General features: G+C 68.1%; 17 protein-coding genes and 1 tRNA gene. 5 read left to right on the top strand and 13 right to left on the bottom strand.

Going from position 1 to position 19,034, the window contains the following annotated elements; translation table 11 throughout:
* Window positions 1–10 precede the first annotated feature (10 nt).
* On the bottom strand, window positions 11–358 hold the full coding sequence (locus WDM94_08830) for an endonuclease domain-containing protein (protein MEJ0012719.1): 348 nt from the start codon (window positions 356–358) through the stop codon (window positions 11–13).
* 241 nt (window positions 359–599) lie between these two features.
* Between WDM94_08830 and recG the strand changes: the two genes are divergently transcribed.
* On the top strand, window positions 600–2,705 hold the full coding sequence (gene recG / locus WDM94_08825) for an ATP-dependent DNA helicase RecG (protein ID MEJ0012718.1): 2,106 nt from the start codon (window positions 600–602) through the stop codon (window positions 2,703–2,705).
* Here recG and WDM94_08820 read toward each other — a convergent pair.
* From WDM94_08820 to WDM94_08805, 4 genes are all read right to left on the bottom strand, one after another.
* A complete protein-coding gene (locus WDM94_08820) occupies window positions 2,683–3,420 on the bottom strand; it encodes a DUF502 domain-containing protein (GenBank protein MEJ0012717.1) in 738 nt (245 codons plus the stop codon). The two genes, recG and WDM94_08820, sit on opposite strands and share 23 nt — an antisense overlap.
* Window positions 3,421–3,491: 71 nt before the next feature.
* Entirely contained in the window at window positions 3,492–5,318 is a 1,827-nt protein-coding gene (glmS, locus tag WDM94_08815; GenBank protein MEJ0012716.1) for a glutamine--fructose-6-phosphate transaminase (isomerizing), read from the bottom strand.
* Between the two features lie 277 nt (window positions 5,319–5,595).
* Window positions 5,596–6,987: a bifunctional UDP-N-acetylglucosamine diphosphorylase/glucosamine-1-phosphate N-acetyltransferase GlmU gene (gene glmU / locus WDM94_08810; protein MEJ0012715.1), complete on the bottom strand. Its 1,392-nt coding sequence runs from the start codon at window positions 6,985–6,987 to the stop codon at window positions 5,596–5,598.
* A gap of 49 nt (window positions 6,988–7,036) precedes the next feature.
* Window positions 7,037–7,771, bottom strand: coding sequence for a cytochrome c biogenesis protein CcdA (locus WDM94_08805; protein ID MEJ0012714.1), 735 nt, complete (start codon window positions 7,769–7,771; stop codon window positions 7,037–7,039).
* Window positions 7,772–8,085: 314 nt separating this feature from the next.
* Here WDM94_08805 and WDM94_08800 point away from each other — a divergent pair, with 314 nt between their 5' ends.
* Window positions 8,086–10,209 carry an MASE4 domain-containing protein gene (locus WDM94_08800; GenBank protein MEJ0012713.1) on the top strand — a complete coding sequence of 708 codons (2,124 nt, stop codon included), beginning with the start codon at window positions 8,086–8,088 and terminating at the stop codon, window positions 10,207–10,209.
* A 61-nt stretch (window positions 10,210–10,270) separates the two neighbouring features.
* Complete coding sequence (locus WDM94_08795; GenBank protein MEJ0012712.1) at window positions 10,271–10,681, top strand: translational machinery protein; 411 nt, start codon at window positions 10,271–10,273, stop codon at window positions 10,679–10,681.
* Window positions 10,682–10,997: 316 nt separating this feature from the next.
* Here WDM94_08795 and moaA read toward each other — a convergent pair whose 3' ends face one another.
* From moaA to WDM94_08780, 3 genes are all read right to left on the bottom strand, one after another.
* Entirely contained in the window at window positions 10,998–12,017 is a 1,020-nt protein-coding gene (gene moaA, locus WDM94_08790) for a GTP 3',8-cyclase MoaA (GenBank protein MEJ0012711.1), read from the bottom strand.
* A 188-nt stretch (window positions 12,018–12,205) separates the two neighbouring features.
* Window positions 12,206–13,051, bottom strand: coding sequence for a TIGR00730 family Rossman fold protein (locus WDM94_08785; protein ID MEJ0012710.1), 846 nt, complete (start codon window positions 13,049–13,051; stop codon window positions 12,206–12,208).
* Between the two features lie 16 nt (window positions 13,052–13,067).
* A tRNA-Lys gene (locus tag WDM94_08780) sits at window positions 13,068–13,143 on the bottom strand.
* A gap of 140 nt (window positions 13,144–13,283) precedes the next feature.
* On the opposite strand from WDM94_08780, the gene WDM94_08775 reads away from it, so the two are divergent.
* Window positions 13,284–13,718 (top strand): DUF4864 domain-containing protein, encoded by a 435-nt coding sequence (locus tag WDM94_08775; protein ID MEJ0012709.1) that lies wholly within the window; start codon window positions 13,284–13,286, stop codon window positions 13,716–13,718.
* Window positions 13,719–13,827: 109 nt separating this feature from the next.
* On the top strand, window positions 13,828–14,982 hold the full coding sequence (locus tag WDM94_08770) for a tetratricopeptide repeat protein (protein MEJ0012708.1): 1,155 nt from the start codon (window positions 13,828–13,830) through the stop codon (window positions 14,980–14,982).
* On the opposite strand, the gene tgt is transcribed toward WDM94_08770, so the two are convergent.
* The 5 genes from tgt to WDM94_08745 form a co-directional block, all read right to left on the bottom strand.
* Entirely contained in the window at window positions 14,979–16,109 is a 1,131-nt protein-coding gene (gene tgt, locus WDM94_08765; GenBank protein MEJ0012707.1) for a tRNA guanosine(34) transglycosylase Tgt, read from the bottom strand. The genes WDM94_08770 and tgt overlap by 4 nt on opposite strands.
* Window positions 16,110–16,296: 187 nt before the next feature.
* Window positions 16,297–17,376 carry a tRNA preQ1(34) S-adenosylmethionine ribosyltransferase-isomerase QueA gene (gene queA / locus WDM94_08760; protein MEJ0012706.1) on the bottom strand — a complete coding sequence of 360 codons (1,080 nt, stop codon included), beginning with the start codon at window positions 17,374–17,376 and terminating at the stop codon, window positions 16,297–16,299.
* A 22-nt stretch (window positions 17,377–17,398) separates the two neighbouring features.
* A complete protein-coding gene (locus tag WDM94_08755) occupies window positions 17,399–17,821 on the bottom strand; it encodes a hypothetical protein (protein ID MEJ0012705.1) in 423 nt (140 codons plus the stop codon).
* A gap of 141 nt (window positions 17,822–17,962) precedes the next feature.
* Window positions 17,963–18,436, bottom strand: coding sequence for a peptidylprolyl isomerase (locus WDM94_08750; protein MEJ0012704.1), 474 nt, complete (start codon window positions 18,434–18,436; stop codon window positions 17,963–17,965).
* Window positions 18,437–18,467: 31 nt separating this feature from the next.
* The gene (locus WDM94_08745) at window positions 18,468–19,007 is read right to left on the bottom strand and encodes a peptidylprolyl isomerase (GenBank protein ID MEJ0012703.1); all 540 of its coding nucleotides are present in this window, start codon (window positions 19,005–19,007) and stop codon (window positions 18,468–18,470) included.
* Between the last annotated feature and the right edge of the window lie 27 nt (window positions 19,008–19,034).

Genomic DNA, 19,034 nt, shown 5'->3' with positions numbered 1-19,034 from the left:
CGAGGTTTTGTCAGGTCTTGATAGTCGCGCGGCGTATGCTTTCCAGCACCGCGTCGGCATCTGCGAGCACGTCGTTGTTCCAGAAGCGCAGGACTCGAAACCCGCGCCGCTTCAGGTCGGCATCGCGGCGTTGGTCGTCGGGGTTGTCGAGATGCTGGCTGCCCTCGACTTCGACGACCAGCTTTTGACCGAAGCAGACGAAGTCCACGATTGCCGTACCGACCGGCACCTGCCGGCGGAATTTCATGCCGAAGCGATTGTCCCGCAACAGAAACCAGAGCCGTGTCTCGGCTTCGGTCGCGTCGCTCCGCATATGGCGGGCAAACTGTCGCCTGCCGCGTTTAACTCTCTGGCGCATCCCCCTCACCCGGTTTGCCAACCAGCTTGCGAAGGGCAAGCTGGGGCAAACCGACCTCTCCCACAAGGGGAGAGGCGATACGCTGGACGGCCGGCGTTTCTTATTATGACGGATTCTCGCTGCAACGTCCCGCACTCGATCCCCTCTCCCCTTGTGGGAGAGGGCTGCGCGCCCTTGAGAGCGAAGCGAACTAGGCGCGCAGGGTGAGGGGGCGTCGACGCCATGATATGAAACGCTTGCCATGCGCCCCTCCCTCCTCTCCCCGCTGTTCGCCTCCGTCCGCACGCTGACCGGTATCGGCCCGAAGACCGCCGAGACGCTCGGCCGCCTGCTCGGCCAGCCCGAGGGCGAGGAGGCGCGCGTCGTCGATCTCCTGTTCCATCTGCCCTACGGCGTCATCGACCGCAGCGACCAGCCGGGCATCGCCAAGGCGGCTGAGGGGCAGACGGTGACGCTGCGGGTGCGGATCGACCGGCACAATCCGCCGCCGCCCGGCAACCGCCGCGTCCCCTATCGCGTCTTCGCCCACGACGACACCGGCGAGATCCCCCTCGTCTTCTTCCACGTCAAGGGCGACTACCTCGAGAAGCAGTTGCCGGTCGGCGAGACGCGCACCGTCAGCGGCACGGTCGAATGGTTCAACGGCCGGCCGCAGATGGTCCACCCGGACCACATCGTCAGCGACGAGGACCTGGAGTCGCTGCCGCTGATTGAGCCGGTCTACCCGATGACCGCCGGCCTATCGCGCAAGACCTTCGCCAAGGCCGTCGCCGACGCCATCGCCAAGTTGCCCGAGCTGCCCGAGTGGCTCGATGCGGCGCTGGTCAGCGAGCGCAACTGGCCGCCGTTCGTGGCGTCATTGATCCGCGCCCACCATCCGGAGTCGGCGGCGGAATTCACGGAGGACGCGCCCTACATCGCGCGCCTTGCCTACGACGAGATGCTGGCGTCGCAGCTCGCGCTGGCGCTGCTCCGCGAAAACCAGCGCCGGACTACCGGCAAGGCACGCGAGGGCGACGGCGCGTTGCGGGCGAAGGTGCTGGCCGCCCTGCCCTTCACCCTCACCAATTCGCAGCAGCAGGCGGTCGCCGAAATCGCTGCCGACCTCGCCAAGCCGGAGCGCATGTCGCGCCTGCTGCAGGGCGACGTCGGCTCTGGTAAGACGGTGGTGGCGCTGCTCGCTGCTGCCGCCGTCATCGAGGCCGGCGGCCAGGCCGCGATCATGGCGCCGACCGAGCTGCTGGTGCGCCAGCACGCCCGCACCATCCAGCCGCTCGCCGATGCGGCCGGCATCCGGATCGCGGTGCTCACCGGGCGCGAGCGTGGCAAGGATCGCGACGACATCATCGCCGGCCTCGCCGACGGCTCGGTCGACCTGCTGCTCGGCACGCACGCGCTGTTCCAGGCCGGCGTCGCGTTTCGCGACCTCGCGCTGGTCGTGGTCGACGAGCAGCATCGTTTCGGCGTCCACCAGCGCCTCGCCCTCACCGCCAAGGGCGGCGCCACCGATGTGCTGGTGATGACCGCGACGCCGATCCCGCGCACGCTGGTGCTCACCTACTACGGCGACATGGACGTATCGCGGCTGACCGAGAAGCCCGCCGGCCGCAAGCCGATCGACACGCGTACCGTGCCGCTCGACCGCCTCGGCGAGGTCGTCGACCGCATCCGCGCGCAAATCGCGGAGGGAGCCAAGGCCTACTGGGTGTGCCCGCTGGTAGAGGAGTCCGAGCTGCTCGACGTTGCCGCCGCCGAAGAACGCTACGCGATGCTCGCCGAAGAACTCGGCCCGGTCGTTGGCCTCGTGCACGGCCGCATGAAACCGCCGGAGCGCGACAAGGTCATGGCAAGATTCATCGCCGGCGACATCCGCGTGCTGGTCGCGACCACCGTGATCGAGGTCGGCGTCGACGTTCCGGACGCCACGATCATGGTCATCGAGCACGCCGAGCGCTTCGGCCTCGCCCAGCTTCACCAGCTTCGCGGCCGCGTCGGGCGCGGCGCCGGCGCCTCGGTCTGCCTGCTGCTCTACAAGGCGCCGCTCGGCCAAGTCGCGCGCGAGCGCCTGTCGATCATGCGCGAGACCGAGGACGGCTTCCGCATCGCCGAGGAGGACCTGCGGCTGCGCGGCGGCGGCGAGATTCTCGGCACCCGCCAGTCCGGCCTGCCCGGCTTCCGCATCGCCAACATCGAGCGCCACGGCGACCTGATGGAGATCGCGCGCGACGATGCGCGGCTGATCGTCGAGACCGACCCGGGCCTCAGGACCAAGCGCGGCGCGGCGCTGGTCTACCTGCTCTATATCTTCGGGCGCGACGACGCGATCAGGCTGCTGCGGGCGGGTTAGGCTTCACCGGCCGCGGCTTCGCCGACGGCGGCTTGAACTCGGGCGTGACGAGGCCGCCGGAGATGACCAGCTTCGCCGCGTCCTCGAGGCTCATGTCGAGGATCGTCAATTCGCTCCGCTTGACGAACAGCAGAAAGCCCGAGGTCGGGTTCGGCGTCGTCGGCAGGAAGACCGCGACCGTGTCGTTGAGGTAATGCTCGACCTCGCCCTTGGCGTCGCCGGCGATGAACACCACGGCCCAGGTGCCCTTGCGCGGATATTCGATCAGGCCGACGGTCTGGAACGCCTTGGCGCGCGTCGAGATCACCGTCTCGAATATCTGCTTTAGCCCGCGGTAGAGTCCGCGCACGATCGGCATGCGGCCGAGCATGCTCTCGCCGTAGAGCACCATGCGGTTGCCGAGATAGTTGCGGGCCAGGAATCCCAGCAGCGTGATGAAGACGATGGCGACGATCAGGCCGAAGCCGGGGATCGAGAAGCGCAGGTAGCTGTCCGGCCGCGAGAACGGCGGGATGAACGGATCGACGAGGTTGTCGATCCACTGCACGAACCACCACGAAATGGTGATGGTCAGCACCAGCGGCGCGGCGATCACCAGCCCGGCCAGGAAATAGCCTTGCAGGCGCATCATGGTGCGCGAGCGCTTGCGGCGCGGAGGCTCCGGGTCCGGCGGCAACAGCGCCGGATCGCCGGATGAATCTTCAGTCGGTTCCATTACCGTCAACGTGCCCTAACGGGGCCCCCCGACTCAAATCTTGCCAGAGAACGCGGCCTCAAGCGACCCGTTCACTCCACAGTGACGGATTTGGCGAGGTTTCGCGGCTGGTCAACGTCTGTGCCCAGAAAAACGGCAGCATGATACGCGAGCAACTGCACCGGGATGGCATAGACCAGCGGCGTGATGGTCGCCGGCATCTCGGGCAGGATGATCGTCGTCATCGCCTTGATCGAGGCGGCTTCGGCACCCTTGGCGTCGGTGACCAGAATGATCTTGCCGCCGCGCGCCGCGACCTCCTGCATGTTCGACACGGTCTTCTCGAAGATGTGGTCGTAGGGCGCGATGACCACGACCGGCATCTCCTCGTCGATCAGCGCGATCGGCCCGTGTTTCAATTCGCCGGCGGCGTAACCCTCGGCATGGATGTACGAAATCTCCTTGAGCTTCAGCGCGCCTTCCATGGCGATCGGGTAGCTCGTGCCGCGGCCGAGGTAGAGCACGTCGCTGGCGTGGGCGAGGTCGCGCGCCAGCGCCTCGATCTTGGGCTCCAGCCGCAGCGCTTCGCTCATCAGCCGCGGCGCCTCGGACAGCGCGCGGACGAGGTTCGCCTCGTCGGTCGCCGAAAGGTGCCCGCGCTGCCGCCCGGCGGCTACCGCCAGTGAAGCCAGCACGGAAAGCTGCGAGGTGAACGCCTTGGTCGAGGCGACGCCGACTTCCGGCCCGGCAAGCGTCGGCAGCACGAAGTCGGCCTCGCGCGCGATGGTCGAGCCCTGCACGTTGACAATCGCGGCGACCTTCTGGCCCTGCGACTTGGCATAGCGCAGCGAGGCGAGCGTGTCGGCGGTCTCGCCCGACTGCGACACGACGATGGACAGGCCCTTCGCCGGCAACGGCTGCTCGCGGTAGCGGAACTCCGACGCGATATCGATGTCGACCGGCAGGCGTGCGAAGCGCTCGAACCAGTACTTGGCGACGAGGCCGGCGTAGAAGGCCGTGCCGCAGGCGGTGATCGACAGGCGATCCAGCGCCGCGAAATCGATGGCGAAATCCTTGGGCAGCGCCGTCTTGCCGTTGGCAAAATCGAGGTAGTGCGCCAGCGTGTGGCCGACGACTTCCGGCTGCTCGTGGATTTCCTTCGCCATGAAGTGGCGATAGTTGCCGCGGTCGACCATCAGGCTCGAAGCGACGGTGTGGACCAGCGGCCGCTCCACCACGGCATTGTTCTCGTCGTAGATCGTGGCGCCGGCGCGGGTCAGCACCGCCCAGTCGCCGTCTTCCAGATACGTGACGCGATCCGTGAACGGCGCCAGCGCGACGGCATCGGAGCCGAAGAACATCTCGCCGTGGCCGTGGCCGATGGCGAGCGGCGCGCCACGCCGGGCGCCGATCATCAGATTATCCTCGCCCTCGAAAATGATCGCCAGCGAGAACGCGCCGGTAAGCCGGCGCAGCACCGCCTCGACCGCATCGCGCGGCGCGAGGCCCTCGCCCATCTTGCGTTCGATCAGTTGCGCCACGACCTCGGTGTCGGTGTCGGTGTCGAAGCGGACGCCTGACGCGATCAGCTCGTCCTTTAGTTCGCGGAAGTTTTCGATGATGCCGTTGTGGACCAGCGCCAGCCGCTTGGTCGCGTGCGGATGGGCATTGCGCTCGGTCGGCGCGCCGTGCGTCGCCCAGCGGGTGTGGCCGATGCCGGAGTGACCGCCGAGCGGCGACTTCTCCAGCTTGGCTTCGAGGTTCTTGAGCTTGCCCTCGGCGCGGCGGCGCGTCAGATGCCCGCCTTCCAGCGTGGCAACGCCGGCGGAGTCGTAGCCGCGATATTCCAGTCGCTTCAGCGCATCGACCAGAAGCGGCGCCACCGGCGTCTGGCCGAGGATGCCGACAATCCCGCACATCTTAGGAGTGGCTCCCGAATCCCTTTGGTTGCAGGGATTTAGCGCGGGTGACCGGGCCGCGGAAAGTCAATTCATGTGACGTGGTTGATACGCGAACAGTGCCCTCTCACCCTTCGCCTCTAGTTCGCTGCGCTCACAAGAGTCGAAGTCCTCTCCCACAGGGGGAGGGGGGTAAACAAGCTCCACCGCGCGTTAGTCCCCCCTCTCCCCTTGTGGGAGAGGGCTTTGCGCCTTGAGAGCGAAACGAACTAGGCGAAAAGGGTGAGGGGGAGCAGCCTTACGGCTTCTTCCGCGCCGCCTTCTCTGCCAGCTTCCGCTCGCGAAATTTCCTCGCCCAGCCCGGCTTGTCCTCCTGCCGCCCGCGCGCCACGGCGAGCGCATCCGCCGGCACGTCGTGGACGATGACGCTGCCGGCCGCGACGTTGGCGCCGTCGCCGACGGTCACCGGCGCAACCAGCACCGAGTTCGAGCCGATCGACACGCCCTTGCCGATGACGGTGCGGTACTTGTCGTGGCCGTCGTAGTTCGCCGTGATCGTGCCGGCGCCGACGTTGGTCTTCGCGCCCACGTCGGCGTCGCCGATGTAGGTGAGATGATTGGCCTTGGCGCCCTCGCCGAGCGTCGCGTTCTTCACCTCGACGAAGTTGCCGACGTGTACGTCGGCGCCGATATCCGCGCCCGGCCGCAGCCGCGCGAACGGCCCGATGATCGCGCCGGCGCCGATGGTGGCGCCCTCGATGTGCGAGTTGGCGCGGATCGTCACGTTGTCGCCGACGGTGACGCCGGGGCCGAAGAACACGTTCGGCTCGATGGTGACGTCGCGGCCGAGCCTGGTGTCGTAGCTGAACCAGACCGTTGACGGCGCCTTCATGGTGACGCCGCCGGCCATGGCGTCCTCGCGCATCACTTTCTGGAACAGGCCCTCGGCGTGCGACAGTTGCTGGCGATCATTAACGCCGGTGACGGAGTCGGCATCGACCTCCAGCGCGGTCACCTTCTTCCCCGCCTTGTTGGCAAGCGCCACCGCGTCGGTGAGGTAATATTCGCCCTTGGCGTTGGCGTTGCCGATCTTCTTCAGCATCGGCAGCAGCCCGTCGCCGCGGAAGCCCATGATGCCCGACCAGACGAAGCCGACCTTGCGCTCCTCCGCGCTCGCGTCCTTCTCCTCGCGGATCGCGACGACGCGGCCCTTCTCCTCGAGCAGGCGGCCGTAGCCGGTCGGATCGCTCGGCCGGAAACCGAGCAGCACGATGTCGGAGCCCGCCGACAGGCCCTTGCGCACGCGCGCCAGCATGGCGCCGTTGATCATCGGCGTGTCGCCGTAGACGACGAGCACATCGTCGGCGCCCTCGCGGATCGCGGGCGCCGCGGCAAGCACCGCATGCGCCGTGCCCAGCCGCTCGGCCTGTACGTGCGTCGTCGCGCCAGGCGCCATCTTCGTCACGAACGCGGTCACTGCATCGGCGGCGGGTCCGACCACCACCGCCGTCTCGGTTGCGCCGCCGGCGGCGACCGCGCGCAGCACGTGCCCAAGCATCGGCAGCCCGCCGACATGGTGCAGCACCTTCGGCGTCGCGGATTTCATCCGCGTGCCTTCGCCGGCAGCCAGAACGATCGCCAGGCAGCTTCGCTTCGCCATGATTTCCTCGTGGCCCGAACGGCGCGCCACCCGCGCTCCGCGTATGGCCGAATTATGCCCGAGTCCCGGTCGCCGTGGGTTAACCGATGGTGCCCAGAACCGGGAAGGTCGCCAGCAGCCAGTACGAGAACGCCGACAGGTTGCCGGTGATGAACAGCACGCCCGTGACGACCAGCAGCCCGCCCATCACCTTCTCGACCGTGCCGAGGTGCGCGCGGAACCGCCGCATGAAGCCCATGAACGGGGCGGCAAACAGCGCCGCGATCAGGAACGGAATCCCGAGCCCCAGCGAATAGGCGGCGAGCAGCCCGGCCCCACGGGTCACCGTCGCCTCTGTCCCTGCGACGGCAAGGATCGCGGCCAGCACCGGCCCGATGCACGGCGTCCAGCCGAAGGCGAACGCCAGCCCCATGACGTAGGAGCCGACCGGCCCGGCCGGATGTGCCCGCTCGACGCGCACCTGCCGCAGCAGCAGCGGGATGCGGAAGACGCCAAGGAAATGCAGCCCCATGACGATGATGATGACGCCGCCCAGCACCGACAGCACATCGAGATGCGTGCGCACCAGTTGCCCGATGGCGGAAGCCGCGGCGCCCAACGAAACGAAGATCGTGGCGAAGCCCAGCACAAACGCCAGCGCCGACAGCATCACGGTGCGCCGCGCGACACGGTCCTCGCCGTCGGTGGTCAACTGGTCGAGCGAGACGCCGGCCATGTAGCAGAGATACGGCGGCACGAGCGGCAAGACGCACGGCGACAGGAACGAGACCAGTCCCGCCAGAACCGCGCCGCCGTGGGTTACGTCCAATGCCAAAGCCAGACTCCGCTGCCGTCCGCGGTGGTTATAGGGCGGCCGGCGGCGCGTGTCCCGGCCGTGGTGTCGCGAGGGCCACGGTATCGCCGCGAAAATCCCCTCCGCTTTCCCCGCGAAGGCGGGGACCCAGGTGCCGAGGGGACCTCCCCGTTCAATCCGCAACACCTGGACCCCCGCCTGCGCGGGGGAAGCGGAGTGAGCTACGCGAGCTCGGCGTGGCGGGACCTTCCCTCGCCGCCTCATTAACGAATTTTGAAGGCGAATCGGGCGATTCCCTTGCCATTCGGGACCTCGTTCCAACGGGAGATCGCCGCATGGCCATGCGCACGGACGCCGCCCCTCTCCCTCAGGGCATGGAGGCCATCTCCGAAACCGCCCCGGTCGATTTCATCGCAACCGCCGCCGCCACCCCACGCCAGCGCACACTGGCGCTCGGCGTCGTCGCCGTCTCGGCCGTCGTGTTCGCGGCCCTCATCCCGCTCGCCAAGATCAAGCTGGCGCAGCTTCCCGCCTTCATCCCCGCCTACGAGTCGGCGCTGCTCATCACCGACCTCGTCACCGCCGTGCTGCTCCTCGGCCAGTTCATGAAGCTGCGTTCCCGCGCCATGCTGGCGCTCGCCGCCGGCTATCTGTTCGACGCGCTGATCATGATCCCGCACGCCCTCTCCTTCCCCGGCGGCTTCGGCCCGGCCGGCGTCATCGGCGGCGGCAACCAGACCACGGTCTGGCTCTACGCCCTGTGGCACGCCGGCTTCCCGCTGTTCGTCATCGCGTACGCCTTCCTGAAAAACGAGACGCGGCCGCTCGCCGCCGCCATGACGCAGCCGCTGGCGCTCGCCGCCGCCGCGTTCGTGTGCGTCGTCGTCGGCGCGATGATCGTCGCGGTTACCCAATTCCACGACGAGCTGCCGCCGCTGCTCGTCAACGGCGCCTATTCGCCGACCTACGTCTTCCTGCTCGGCGCCACGTGGTGCCTGTCGATCGCGGCGGTGGCGCTGCTCTGGTGGCGCGGCCTGCGCTCCGTCCTCGATGTCTGGGTCGCGGTGGTGATGTCGGTGTGGATCTTCGACATCGGCCTCTCCGCCGTGTTCAACGCGGCGCGCTACGACCTGGGCTTCTACGCCGGCCGCTTCTACGGCCTGCTCGCGGCAAGCTTCGTGCTCGTCGTCGTGCTGCTCGAAAACAGCGGCCTGTTCAGCCGCATCGCCGAGACCGCCGAGGCGCTGAAGGGCCAGACTGCCCAGCTCAAGGGCACGGTGCGCGACACGCTCGCCCGCCAGGCCGAGATCGAAAGCCAGTTGCGCCAGGCGCAGAAGATGGAAGCGATCGGCAACCTCACCGGCGGCATGGCGCACGACTTCAACAATCTGCTGGCCATCGTCATCGGCAACCTCGACATGCTGGTCAACCGGCGCAAGGACGACGGCGACGTGCAGGAACTCGGCAACGAGGCGCGCGACGCCGCCCTGCAGGGTGCCGACCTCACCCGCCGGCTGCTCGCCTTCGCCCGCCGCCAGCCGCTCGAGCCGCAACAGGTCAACCTCAACGACCTCATCTCCAACCACGCGCAGCTTCTCCGCCGCCTCCTCGGCGCGCAGATCGAGGTCAAGCTGCATCTCTCGGCCGGCGTGTGGCCGGCGATCATCGACCCGACCCAGTTGGAGGCCGCGATCACCAACCTCGCCGCCAACGCGCGCGACGCGATGTCCGGCCGCGGCACGCTGACCATCGCCACCGGCAACCGCCAGCTCGACGAGGACTATGCCGCCAGCCACCCCGAGGTGACCGCCGGCGACTACGCGCTGATCGAGGTGACCGACTCCGGTACCGGCATCCCGCCGGAAGTGCTGGCACGCATCTTCGAGCCGTTCTTCACCACCAAGGAAGTCGGCAAGGGCAGCGGCCTCGGCCTGTCGATGGTCTACGGCTTCATGAAGCAGTCGAAGGGCCACGTCAGCGTCTACTCCGAGCCCGGCGTCGGCACGACCTTCCGTCTCTACCTGCCGCGCTCGGGTGGCAGCGCGGCGGAGGCCGTCGCCGCGCCGGTCGCGGCGGATTTGCGCGGCAACGGCGAGATCGTGCTCGCCGTCGAGGACGTGGCGCCGCTCCGCCGCGTCGTCGTCCGCCAGCTCACCGACCTCGGCTACCGCGTCGTCGAGGCCGAGGACGCCGTGTCGGCGCTGGCCGCGCTCGCCCGCGGACCGGTCGATATCCTGTTCACCGACGTCATCCTCGCGGGCGGCCAGACCGGCTTCGATCTCGCCCGCACCGCGCGCCAGAAGTGGCCGAACCTCAAGGTCGTGTTCACCTCCGGCTTCCCGGACACCAAGCTCAACACCGGCTCCGGCCCGATGACCAACGGCGGCAAGCTGCTCGGCAAGCCGTTCCGCAAGGAGGATCTGGCGAAGGCGCTGGCGGCGGTACTCGGCCGCGGTTGACGCAGGTCAACATATCGCCGCAGGGTTGGCGCACATTGCCCACCCACCGAGGAGCGCCGCCATGGCCCACTATCACGCCGCCGTCTGGATCGACCACGAACAGGCCAGGGTATTTTCGTTCGACCGCGACGCGTCCAACGAATGGAACGTCCACCCGGCCGACCGCCACGTCCACCTGCACACCAAGGCCGGCAAGGGCGACTCCGGCCGCGCCGCGCCCGACCAGCACTATTTTCACTCCGTCGCCGAGGCCGTGAAAGACGCCGGCGAGATCCTCATCACCGGCCCGGGCACCGCCAAGTCCGAACTGATGAACCACATCACCAAGCACGACCCGCAGATCGCCAAGAAAGTGATCGGCGTCGAGGCCCTAGACCACCCAAGCGACGGCGAGTTCCTCAATCTGGCGCGGAAATTCTTCACGCGCAGCGACAACCTGCGCCCGGATTCCCCGCCGCCGCCGAAGGGCTGATTCCGAAGCCGGGACTCCGCTCGACCTCCCCTTGAGGGGAGGTCGAAATCGCGCAGCGATTTCGGGAGGGGGCGATACCTTACCCCGCACCCGCATCCTTGGGCTGCCCCGAAGTCGCAACTCCACTCCGCTTCCCCCGCGCAGGCGGGGGCGCAGGAGCCAGTTGCTTGCTTCGGTCGATGGGAGGCGCCACCTGGATCCCCGCCTGCGGGGGAAAGCGGAGGGTGGTCGGATCCCCGCCGCAACAAACTCCATTTGAACCCTCCCCTTGCGGGAGGGTCAAACCGCCGAAGGCGGTTTGGGGAGGGCTAAGGCCCTATCCCCCCGTCACACTCATCGTCCGGCTGACCGCCGGCTCGCGATGATCGCGGTCAATGATGAAATCGTGCCCCTTGGGCTTCCGCCCGATGGCCTCATCGATCGCCGCCTCGAGCAACTCGTCGCCACCGGATGCCCTGAGCGGCGCGCGAAGATCGGCGGCATCCTCCTGGCCGAGGCACATGTACAGCGTGCCCGTGCAGGTAACGCGCACGCGGTTGCAGCTTTCGCAGAAATTATGCGTCAGCGGCGTGATGAAGCCGAGCCGCCCGCCGGTTTCGGCAACACGGACATAACGCGCCGGCCCGCCGGTCCGATACGCGAGATCCGTCAGCGTCCAGCGCCCCGCCAGATCGGCGCGCACCGCCGACAGCGGCAGGTACTGGTCCGTGCGGTCGGCGCCGACTTCGCCGAGCGGCATCGTCTCGATCAGCGTCAGGTCCATGCCGTCGCCATGCGCCCAGCGGATCAAATCGTCGAACTCGTGCTCGTTGACGCCCTTCAGCGCCACGGCGTTGATCTTGACCTTCAACCCCGCCCGCCGCGCCGCATCGATGCCGGCGCGCACCTCCGCCAGATCGCCCCAGCGCGTGATCGCCTTGAATTTCGCCGGGTCGAGCGTATCGACCGAAACATTGATGCGCTCGACGCCGCAATCGGCGAGCTCCGCCGCAAAGCGCGCGAGCTGCGAGCCGTTCGTGGTCAGCGTCAGCTCATCCAGCCCGCGCCCGATGTGCCGCGACAGGGCGCGGACCAGCGACATCACGTTCTTGCGCACCAGCGGCTCGCCGCCGGTCAGCCGCAGCTTGCGCACGCCGCGCCCGATGAACGCCGAGCACAGCCGATCCAGTTCCTCGAGGCTCAGCACCTCGTTCCGCGGCAGGAAGTGCTGGTCCTCGGCCATGCAATAGACGCAACGAAAATCGCAGCGGTCGGTCACCGACACGCGCAGATACGTGATCGTGCGCCCGAACGGGTCGATCAGCGCAGGCTTTATGGCGGGAACGGCGATGTTCATGTCACGGGAGTATGTAGCCGGAATCGGGAGGCGATCAATGCGGGCTGACATAACGCGGGCGGGATGCCCCCTCCCCCTCATTCTCTAGGCTCGCTGCGCTCGCCAAGAGAATGAGCCCTCTCCCACCAGGGGAGAGGGAATGTGCTCGCGTCAGTTAGAGGCGAAGGGTGAGGGGGTGCACTGTCGAGTTACGGCGCCACGTCCTTCCGCGGCTCGACCCCACGCGCCGGCGGAATGGTCAACCCGCGCTCCACCAGCGCCCGCCACGCCTCCTCGGCATCGTCCGCAAAAGCGAAAAGATCGAGGTCGCCCGGCGTGACGAATTCCTCCGCGACCAGCGCCTGGAAATTCACCACCTTCGTCCAGTACTCGCGGTCGAAGCACACGATCGGGATGCGCTTCATCTTCCCCGTCTGCACCAGGGTCAGCAGCTCGAAAAATTCGTCGAACGTGCCGAAGCCGCCCGGGAAGACGACGAGCGCCGCGGCGCGCATGGCGAAGTGCATCTTGCGCATCGCGAAGTAGTGGAACTGGAATGTCAGGTCCGGCGTCGAGTACGCGTTCGGCTCCTGCTCGTGCGGCAACTGGATGTTGAAGCCGATCGACGGAGCCCCGGCGTCGTGGGCGCCGCGGTTGGCGGCTTCCATGATGCCCGGCCCGCCGCCGGTGGCGATGACGTTGTCGCGGATCTTGCCGTCCGGCTTCAGTGCGCCGCCGCGTTCGGAAACGATGCGCCCGAGCTTGCGCGCCTCGTCATACCAGCGCGCCGCATGCCGGCCGGGGCGCGGCGCGGCGCCCGGCGGCAGCGTCGCCGTCGATGCGTCGGGATCGGCGCTGCCGCCGGGCATGACGCGGGCCGAGCCGAACACGACGACGGTGGAGCGCACGCTCCAGGCGCGCAGCAACTCCTCCGCCTTGGCATACTCGAGCAGGAAGCGCACGCCGCGCATCGAGTCGCCGAGGATATAGTCGGTGTCCATCGCCGGCAGGCGGTAGGCGGCGGAGGCTTTGTTGGCGTCGTTGTCGGCGGTCATCGGTTTTGCGAGGGGGTGGTGAGCGCGCCGGGGCTCGAACCCGGGACCCCATGATTAAAAGTCATGTGCTCTGCCAGCTGAGCTACGCGCTCTGAAACGTGCCGTCCGGCGGATTGCGCGGGACCGTAAGGATCGGCCCCTACCCGGTCAACTGGCGCCGCCAATATCGCCAAGACGTGAAACTTTCCTTCCCGCAACGGCGTAGAATGATCAGGCAGGGAGGAAATCCGCCATGAAACGAATCGCAGGCGTACTCGTTGCACTGTTTATCGCCACCATCGGCCTGGCGCCCGCCGCCCGCGCCGACGATGTCAGCGCCGCCGACCGCGCCACGTTCCAGTCGCTGATCACCGGCCAGATCAGCGCTTTTCAGCACGACGACGGCGCCGCGGCCTGGAACTACGCCTCGCCGACCATCCAGAGCTATTACCCGACCGCCGATCAGTTCATGGCCATGGTCAGGAACGGCTACATGCCGGTCTACCGGCCGAAGTCGGTCACCTTCGGCGACATCGTCGACACGCCGCTCGGTCCCATCCAGAAGGTCTACATCACCGGCCCGGACGGCAAAGCCTACATCGCCGCCTACGGCATGCAGAAGCAGGGCGACGGCACCTGGAAGATCAACGGCTGCTCGCTGATCTCCGACGACACGCCGTCGATCTAGCCGGCCGTGAGCGACTCTGGTATCGTTCTTGCATAAAGTTTCGCATCTGGGGAACGTTTTCAGAGTCGTGGAGGTCATCACGGGAGGGTAATCGCAGGAGGGCAGCCGAATGCGTGTCGCTCTACTCTGTTGCGTTGCCATCGTCGGCGCATTTCTGCCGACAGCCGGTCCGGCGCTCGCCACTGACGCTTCGGATTTCTCCGTCTGCCGATCCGCCCGCAATATCTACGATCCCGGCACAGAAGCCGCGTGCAGCCGCGTGCTCGACGCGCCCGACGCCTCCGCAACCGACCGCGTCATGGCCTACGCCGGCCGGGCAAGAGTGCGCGCCGCGGGCGAGGACTATGACGCAGCCATCGCCGACGCGGCGGCGGTCATTCGCCTGGCGCCGACCGCCAAGGCCTATCTCTTCATCGGCTTCTATCGCACGCTCGCCGGCGACCGCGACGACGCCATCGCCGACTTCACCAAGGCGCTGACCATCGAGCCGACCGCCGAGGGCTACTTCCTGCGCGCCGGCGAATACGCCGCCGGCGGCGAGCACCGCAAGGCGATCGCCGATCTCAACCGCGTCATCTTCCAGGTGCCGGGCGAACCCGAGCCGCACGCGCTCCGGGCAAAATCGTTCGCCGCCCTCGGCCTCTATGACCGCGCCATCGGCGACTACGCCACGCTGCTCGGGCTGAACGACCGCGACTCCGTCTCGTTCGCGGCGCGCGCCGCCGCCTATCTCGGCAAGGGCAACGCCCGCTCGGCCATCGCCGACTACAGCGCCGCGATCGACGTCAAGCCGGACTGGACGTACTACGCCGGGCGCGCCGCCGCTTATCGCGCCGGCGGCCTGCTGCCCGAGGCGCTCGCCGACCTCATCAAGGCCGTCGACATGCACGCGAACCCCGCGACCTGCCTCGCGCTTGGCGGCGCCTACGCCGCGTCGGGCGATGCCACGCATGCCGCCGCATCGTACCAACAGGGCCTGACGCTGGCGTCGGAGGCCGTGCAGGCCGATCCGTCCGCGGAGACCTATCGCGACCGTGCCCAGCTCTATCGCGCGCTCGGGCAGAACGCCGACGCGGTCAAGGACCTCGACGAGTCGATCCGTCTCGCTCCATCGGCGGACGCCTACGCAGCGCGCGGCGAAGCGCACGCGGCCCTCGGCGATGTCGCGGACGCCGAAATCGACCGCGGCCGCGCGGCGGAACTGACTGCCGCCGAGGTAGCGCGCGCGAACGCGCCGCCGGACGGCAAGCTGGCGTCGCGCTAGCGGACGGGAATATCGCCGGCCGCCCAGCCGTCCTTCGCCGCCGCGACGAAATCGGCATAGGCGCCCGCCGCGATGGCAGCGCGCACGCCCTGCATCAGGTGCTGGTAGTAGGCGACGTTGTTCTGCGACAGCAGCATCGCGCCCAGCATCTCCTCCGACTTCACGAGATGATGCAGATACGCCCGCGAATAGTCCCGCGCCGCCGGCCATGCCACCGCCTCGTCGAGCGGGCGCGGATCGTCGGCATGGCGCGCATTTTTCAGGTTGACCTTGCCGAAGCGCGTGTAGGCGACACCGTGGCGCCCGGCGCGGGTCGGCATCACGCAGTCGAACATGTCGATGCCGCGCGCGACCGACTCGACGATGTCGTCCGGCGTGCCGACGCCCATCAGATAGCGCGGCGCGTCGGCCGGCAGCGCCGGCACCGTGACGTCGAGCATCGCCAGCATCGTCGCCTGCGGCTCGCCGACCGCCAGCCCGCCGACGGCGTAGCCGTCGAAGCCGATCGCCGTCAGCCCGGCCGCCGACTCCAGCCGCAGCGCCGCGTCATCGCCGCCCTGCACGATGCCGAACAGCGCCCGGCCTTGCGTTCCGCCGAATGCAACCTTCGACCGCTCCGCCCACACGAGCGACAGCCGCATCGCCTTCTCGATCGCCGCCGGCTCGGCCGGCAGCGCGACGCACTCATCGAGCTGCATGCGGATATCGGAATCGAGCAGCGCCTGGATCTCCAGCGAGCGTTCCGGCGTCAGGCGGTGCGTCGAGCCGTCGATGTGCGACTGGAACGTCACGCCGTCCGCATCCATCTTGCGAAGCTGCGCCAGCGACATGACCTGGAAGCCGCCGCTGTCGGTGAGGATCGGCCCGTCCCACCCGGCAAATTTGTGCAGCCCGCCGAGCGCTGCGACGCGTTCCGCCCCCGGCCGCAGCATCAGGTGATAGGTGTTGCCGAGGATGATGTCGGCGCCGGTCGCCTTGACGTCCGCCATGGTCATCGCCTTGACGGTGCCGGCCGTGCCGACCGGCATGAACGCCGGCGTGCGCACGACGCCGCGCGGCAGCGTCAGCGCCCCGGTGCGCGCCGCCCCGTCGGTGGCATCGATGCGGAAGGCGACGCCCGGCGTCATCGGCGTGCGCCCTCACCCTTTGCCTCTAATTCGCTTCGCTCATAAGAGGCAAAGCCCTCTCCCCTCCGGGGCGAGGGGACATGTCGTGCTGCCGGTTGTCCCCTCTCCCCAAAGGGGAGAGGGCTCTTTCTCTTGGCGAGCATCGCGAGCCTAGAGAAAGAGGGTGAGGGCACGCTGACGCCAACCATCAGCCCCCCTCCCGAAACAGCAACGACGCATCGCCATACGAATAGAACCGATACCCCGCCGCGATCGCATGGGCGTACGCCGCACGCATCGTCTCCAGTCCCGAGAAGGCGGAAACCAGCATGAACAGCGTCGAGCGCGGCAGATGGAAATTCGTCATCAGAATATCGACGGCACGAAACCGATATCCCGGCGTGATGAAGATCGCCGTGTCGCCGCCGAATTCACGCACCACGCCGTCCTCCCCCGTCGCGCTTTCCAGCAACCGCGCCGACGTCGTGCCGACGGCAACGATGCGCCCGCCCTTCGCGCGCACGGCGTTGAGCGCCTCGGCGGTGGCGGCCGACACTGTGCCCCACTCCGCATGCATGCGGTGCCCCGCCGTGTCATCGACCTTGACCGGCAGGAACGTCCCCGCCCCGACGTGCAGCGTCACCATCTGCCGCCCGATCCCGGCGGCGGCGAGGCGCGCGAACAGATCGTCGGTGAAATGCAGACCGGCCGTCGGCGCGGCCACCGCGCCGTCGCGTTCGGCGTAGATCGTCTGATAGTCGCGCCTGTCCTCGGCGTCCTCGGCGCGCTTGCCGGCGATATACGGCGGCAGCGGCACGTGGCCGACCGCAGCGATCGCCTCGTCGAGCACGGGCCCGGAAAGATCGAACGCCAGCGTCACCTCGCCCGCCTCGCCCTTGTCGGCCACCGTCGCATCGAGGCCGGCGATCAGGCACGCCGCGTCACTCATCTGCCCGAAGCGGATGCGATCGCCGACCGCCAGTTTCTTCGCGCCGCGCGCCAGGGCCTGCCAAGTCGCCTGCCCGGTGCGCTTGTGCAGCGTCACGCTGATGCCCGCCGAGACGCCGTCGCGCACGCGTTCGCCGTGCAGTTCCGCCGGGATGACGCGCGTATCGTTCAGCACCAGCACATCGCCGGCACGCAGATACGACGGCAGATCGCGGACGTGCGCATCGGCGACGCTCTCGCCCGGCTTCACCACCAGCATGCGCGCCGCATCGCGCGGCCGCGCCGGGCGGAGCGCAATGCGCTCGTCCGGCAGATCGAAATCGAACAGATCGACGCGCACGATGGCTACTCGTGCGCGCCCGTCACCGCCGCCAGGCGCTGCCGCCGAGCACGGCGATGCCGAGCAGGATGAGGATCACCGGCCAGTAGAGGCCCCAGTCGAAGTCGATCAGGAACAGCACCGTCAGCCCGACGAGGATCAGGCCGCCGACGATTGCGCCGCGCACCGGCGCGGTCGCGCGGCCGGCGCGTTGGTACATCGAATAGGCCGAGGCGAAAGATCCGGCCGCCGGGATGAGCAGGAAGATCGCCCACCAATGGCGCGGCAGGTAGAACCCGAGATTCCTGGCGAGGAATATAAGCCCAAGCACGATCAGGATCGTGCCGCCGAACCAGGCGGGGTTCCCCTGCCAGCGCATCTCGCGCCGCTGCATGCGCTCCTGCCGCCGCTGGTCGCGCCAGTCGGGCGGCGGAGGAGGTGGCGGAGGTATCGGGCGGTCGGTCATGGATGGCTCGTGAGATTGCGCTAATGGGCCTCAGCCCATCCTATCCTCAACTGTCATGCCCGCGAAGGCGGGCATCCAGTACCCCCGACGGGGCAGCGGGTCCCTGCCTGCGGGGACGACAGCAACGCCTGCCGCGCCGCCCTACTTCACGTCCGCGGCGACCTTCATCGACACGATCTTGTCGGGATCCTTCACCGGCTCGCCGCGCTTGATCTTGTCGACGTTGTCCATGCCGTCGGTCACCTCGCCCCAAACGGTGTACTGGCCGTCGAGGAAGCGGGCGTCGCCGAAGCAGATGAAGAATTGCGAGTCGCCCGAGTTCGGGTCGGAGGCGCGCGCCATCGAGGCGGTGCCGCGCTTGTGCGGCTCCTTGGAGAACTCCGACTTCAGCTTCTTGCCCGAGCCGCCCATGCCGGTGCCGGTCGGGTCGCCGGTCTGCGCCATGAAGCCGTCGATGACGCGGTGGAAGACGATGCCGTCGTAGAAGCCCTTGCGCGCCAGCTCCTTGATGCGCGCGACGTGTTGCGGCGCGAGGTCGGGACGGAGCGCGATGGTCACCGGGCCCTTCGTCGTCTCGAGCAGCAGCGTATTTTCCGGATCGTTCTTGGTCGCCACGGTCATTGCCTCCTGTTTATCGCGTGCCTGCCTACTTAACGTCGGCCGCAACCTGCATCTTGATGATCTTGTCGGGATTGCTGACGGCGCCGTCGTTGACGTTCGGGTCGCCCTGCTTGATCTGGTCGACGAACTCCATGCCCTCGACGACCTCGCCCCACACCGTATAGCCGCCATCCAGCCACGGCGCGTCGGCGAGGCAGATGAAGAATTGCGAGTTGGCCGAGTCCGGATCCTGGCTGCGCGCCGCGCCGACCGTGCCGCGCAGGAAGTGCGCCGACGGCTTGAATTCCGCCTTCAGGTCCGGCTTGTCCGAGCCGCCGGTGCCGTCGCCCTTGGGGTCGCCGGCCTGCGCCATGAAATCGGGGATGACGCGGTGGAAGGTCAGCCCGTCGTAGAAGCCGGCGCGCGTCAGCTCCTTGATGCGCTCGACGTGGTTGGGTGCGAGATCGGGACGCAGCTTGATGACGACGCGGCCGGCCTTCAGCGTCAGGTAGATCGTGTTCTCCGGATCGAGCGTCGCCGCGCGCGTGGCGATCGGCAAGAGGCCGACGAGGGCGACAGCGAGGATGGCGAGGAAACGGGTCACGGGAACCTC

The organism is Bauldia sp. (assembly GCA_037200845.1).
Lineage (GTDB): Bacteria > Pseudomonadota > Alphaproteobacteria > Rhizobiales > Kaistiaceae > DASZQY01.
This window is presented reverse-complemented; position numbering and strand designations above follow the sequence as displayed.

What these genes read in the sequence shown, in the direction of transcription:
- WDM94_08830 (MEJ0012719.1), bottom strand. Translation starts at nt 358, where the DNA reads ATGCGCCAGAGAGTTAAACGCGGCAGGCGACAGTTTGCCCGCCATATG.
- recG (MEJ0012718.1), top strand. Translation starts at nt 600, where the DNA reads ATGCGCCCCTCCCTCCTCTCCCCGCTGTTCGCCTCCGTCCGCACGCTG.
- WDM94_08820 (MEJ0012717.1), bottom strand. Translation starts at nt 3,420, where the DNA reads ATGGAACCGACTGAAGATTCATCCGGCGATCCGGCGCTGTTGCCGCCG.
- glmS (MEJ0012716.1), bottom strand. Translation starts at nt 5,318, where the DNA reads ATGTGCGGGATTGTCGGCATCCTCGGCCAGACGCCGGTGGCGCCGCTT.
- WDM94_08800 (MEJ0012713.1), top strand. Translation starts at nt 8,086, where the DNA reads ATGGCCATGCGCACGGACGCCGCCCCTCTCCCTCAGGGCATGGAGGCC.
- WDM94_08795 (MEJ0012712.1), top strand. Translation starts at nt 10,271, where the DNA reads ATGGCCCACTATCACGCCGCCGTCTGGATCGACCACGAACAGGCCAGG.
- moaA (MEJ0012711.1), bottom strand. Translation starts at nt 12,017, where the DNA reads ATGAACATCGCCGTTCCCGCCATAAAGCCTGCGCTGATCGACCCGTTC.
- WDM94_08785 (MEJ0012710.1), bottom strand. Translation starts at nt 13,051, where the DNA reads ATGACCGCCGACAACGACGCCAACAAAGCCTCCGCCGCCTACCGCCTG.
- WDM94_08775 (MEJ0012709.1), top strand. Translation starts at nt 13,284, where the DNA reads ATGAAACGAATCGCAGGCGTACTCGTTGCACTGTTTATCGCCACCATC.
- WDM94_08770 (MEJ0012708.1), top strand. Translation starts at nt 13,828, where the DNA reads ATGCGTGTCGCTCTACTCTGTTGCGTTGCCATCGTCGGCGCATTTCTG.
- tgt (MEJ0012707.1), bottom strand. Translation starts at nt 16,109, where the DNA reads ATGACGCCGGGCGTCGCCTTCCGCATCGATGCCACCGACGGGGCGGCG.
- WDM94_08755 (MEJ0012705.1), bottom strand. Translation starts at nt 17,821, where the DNA reads ATGACCGACCGCCCGATACCTCCGCCACCTCCTCCGCCGCCCGACTGG.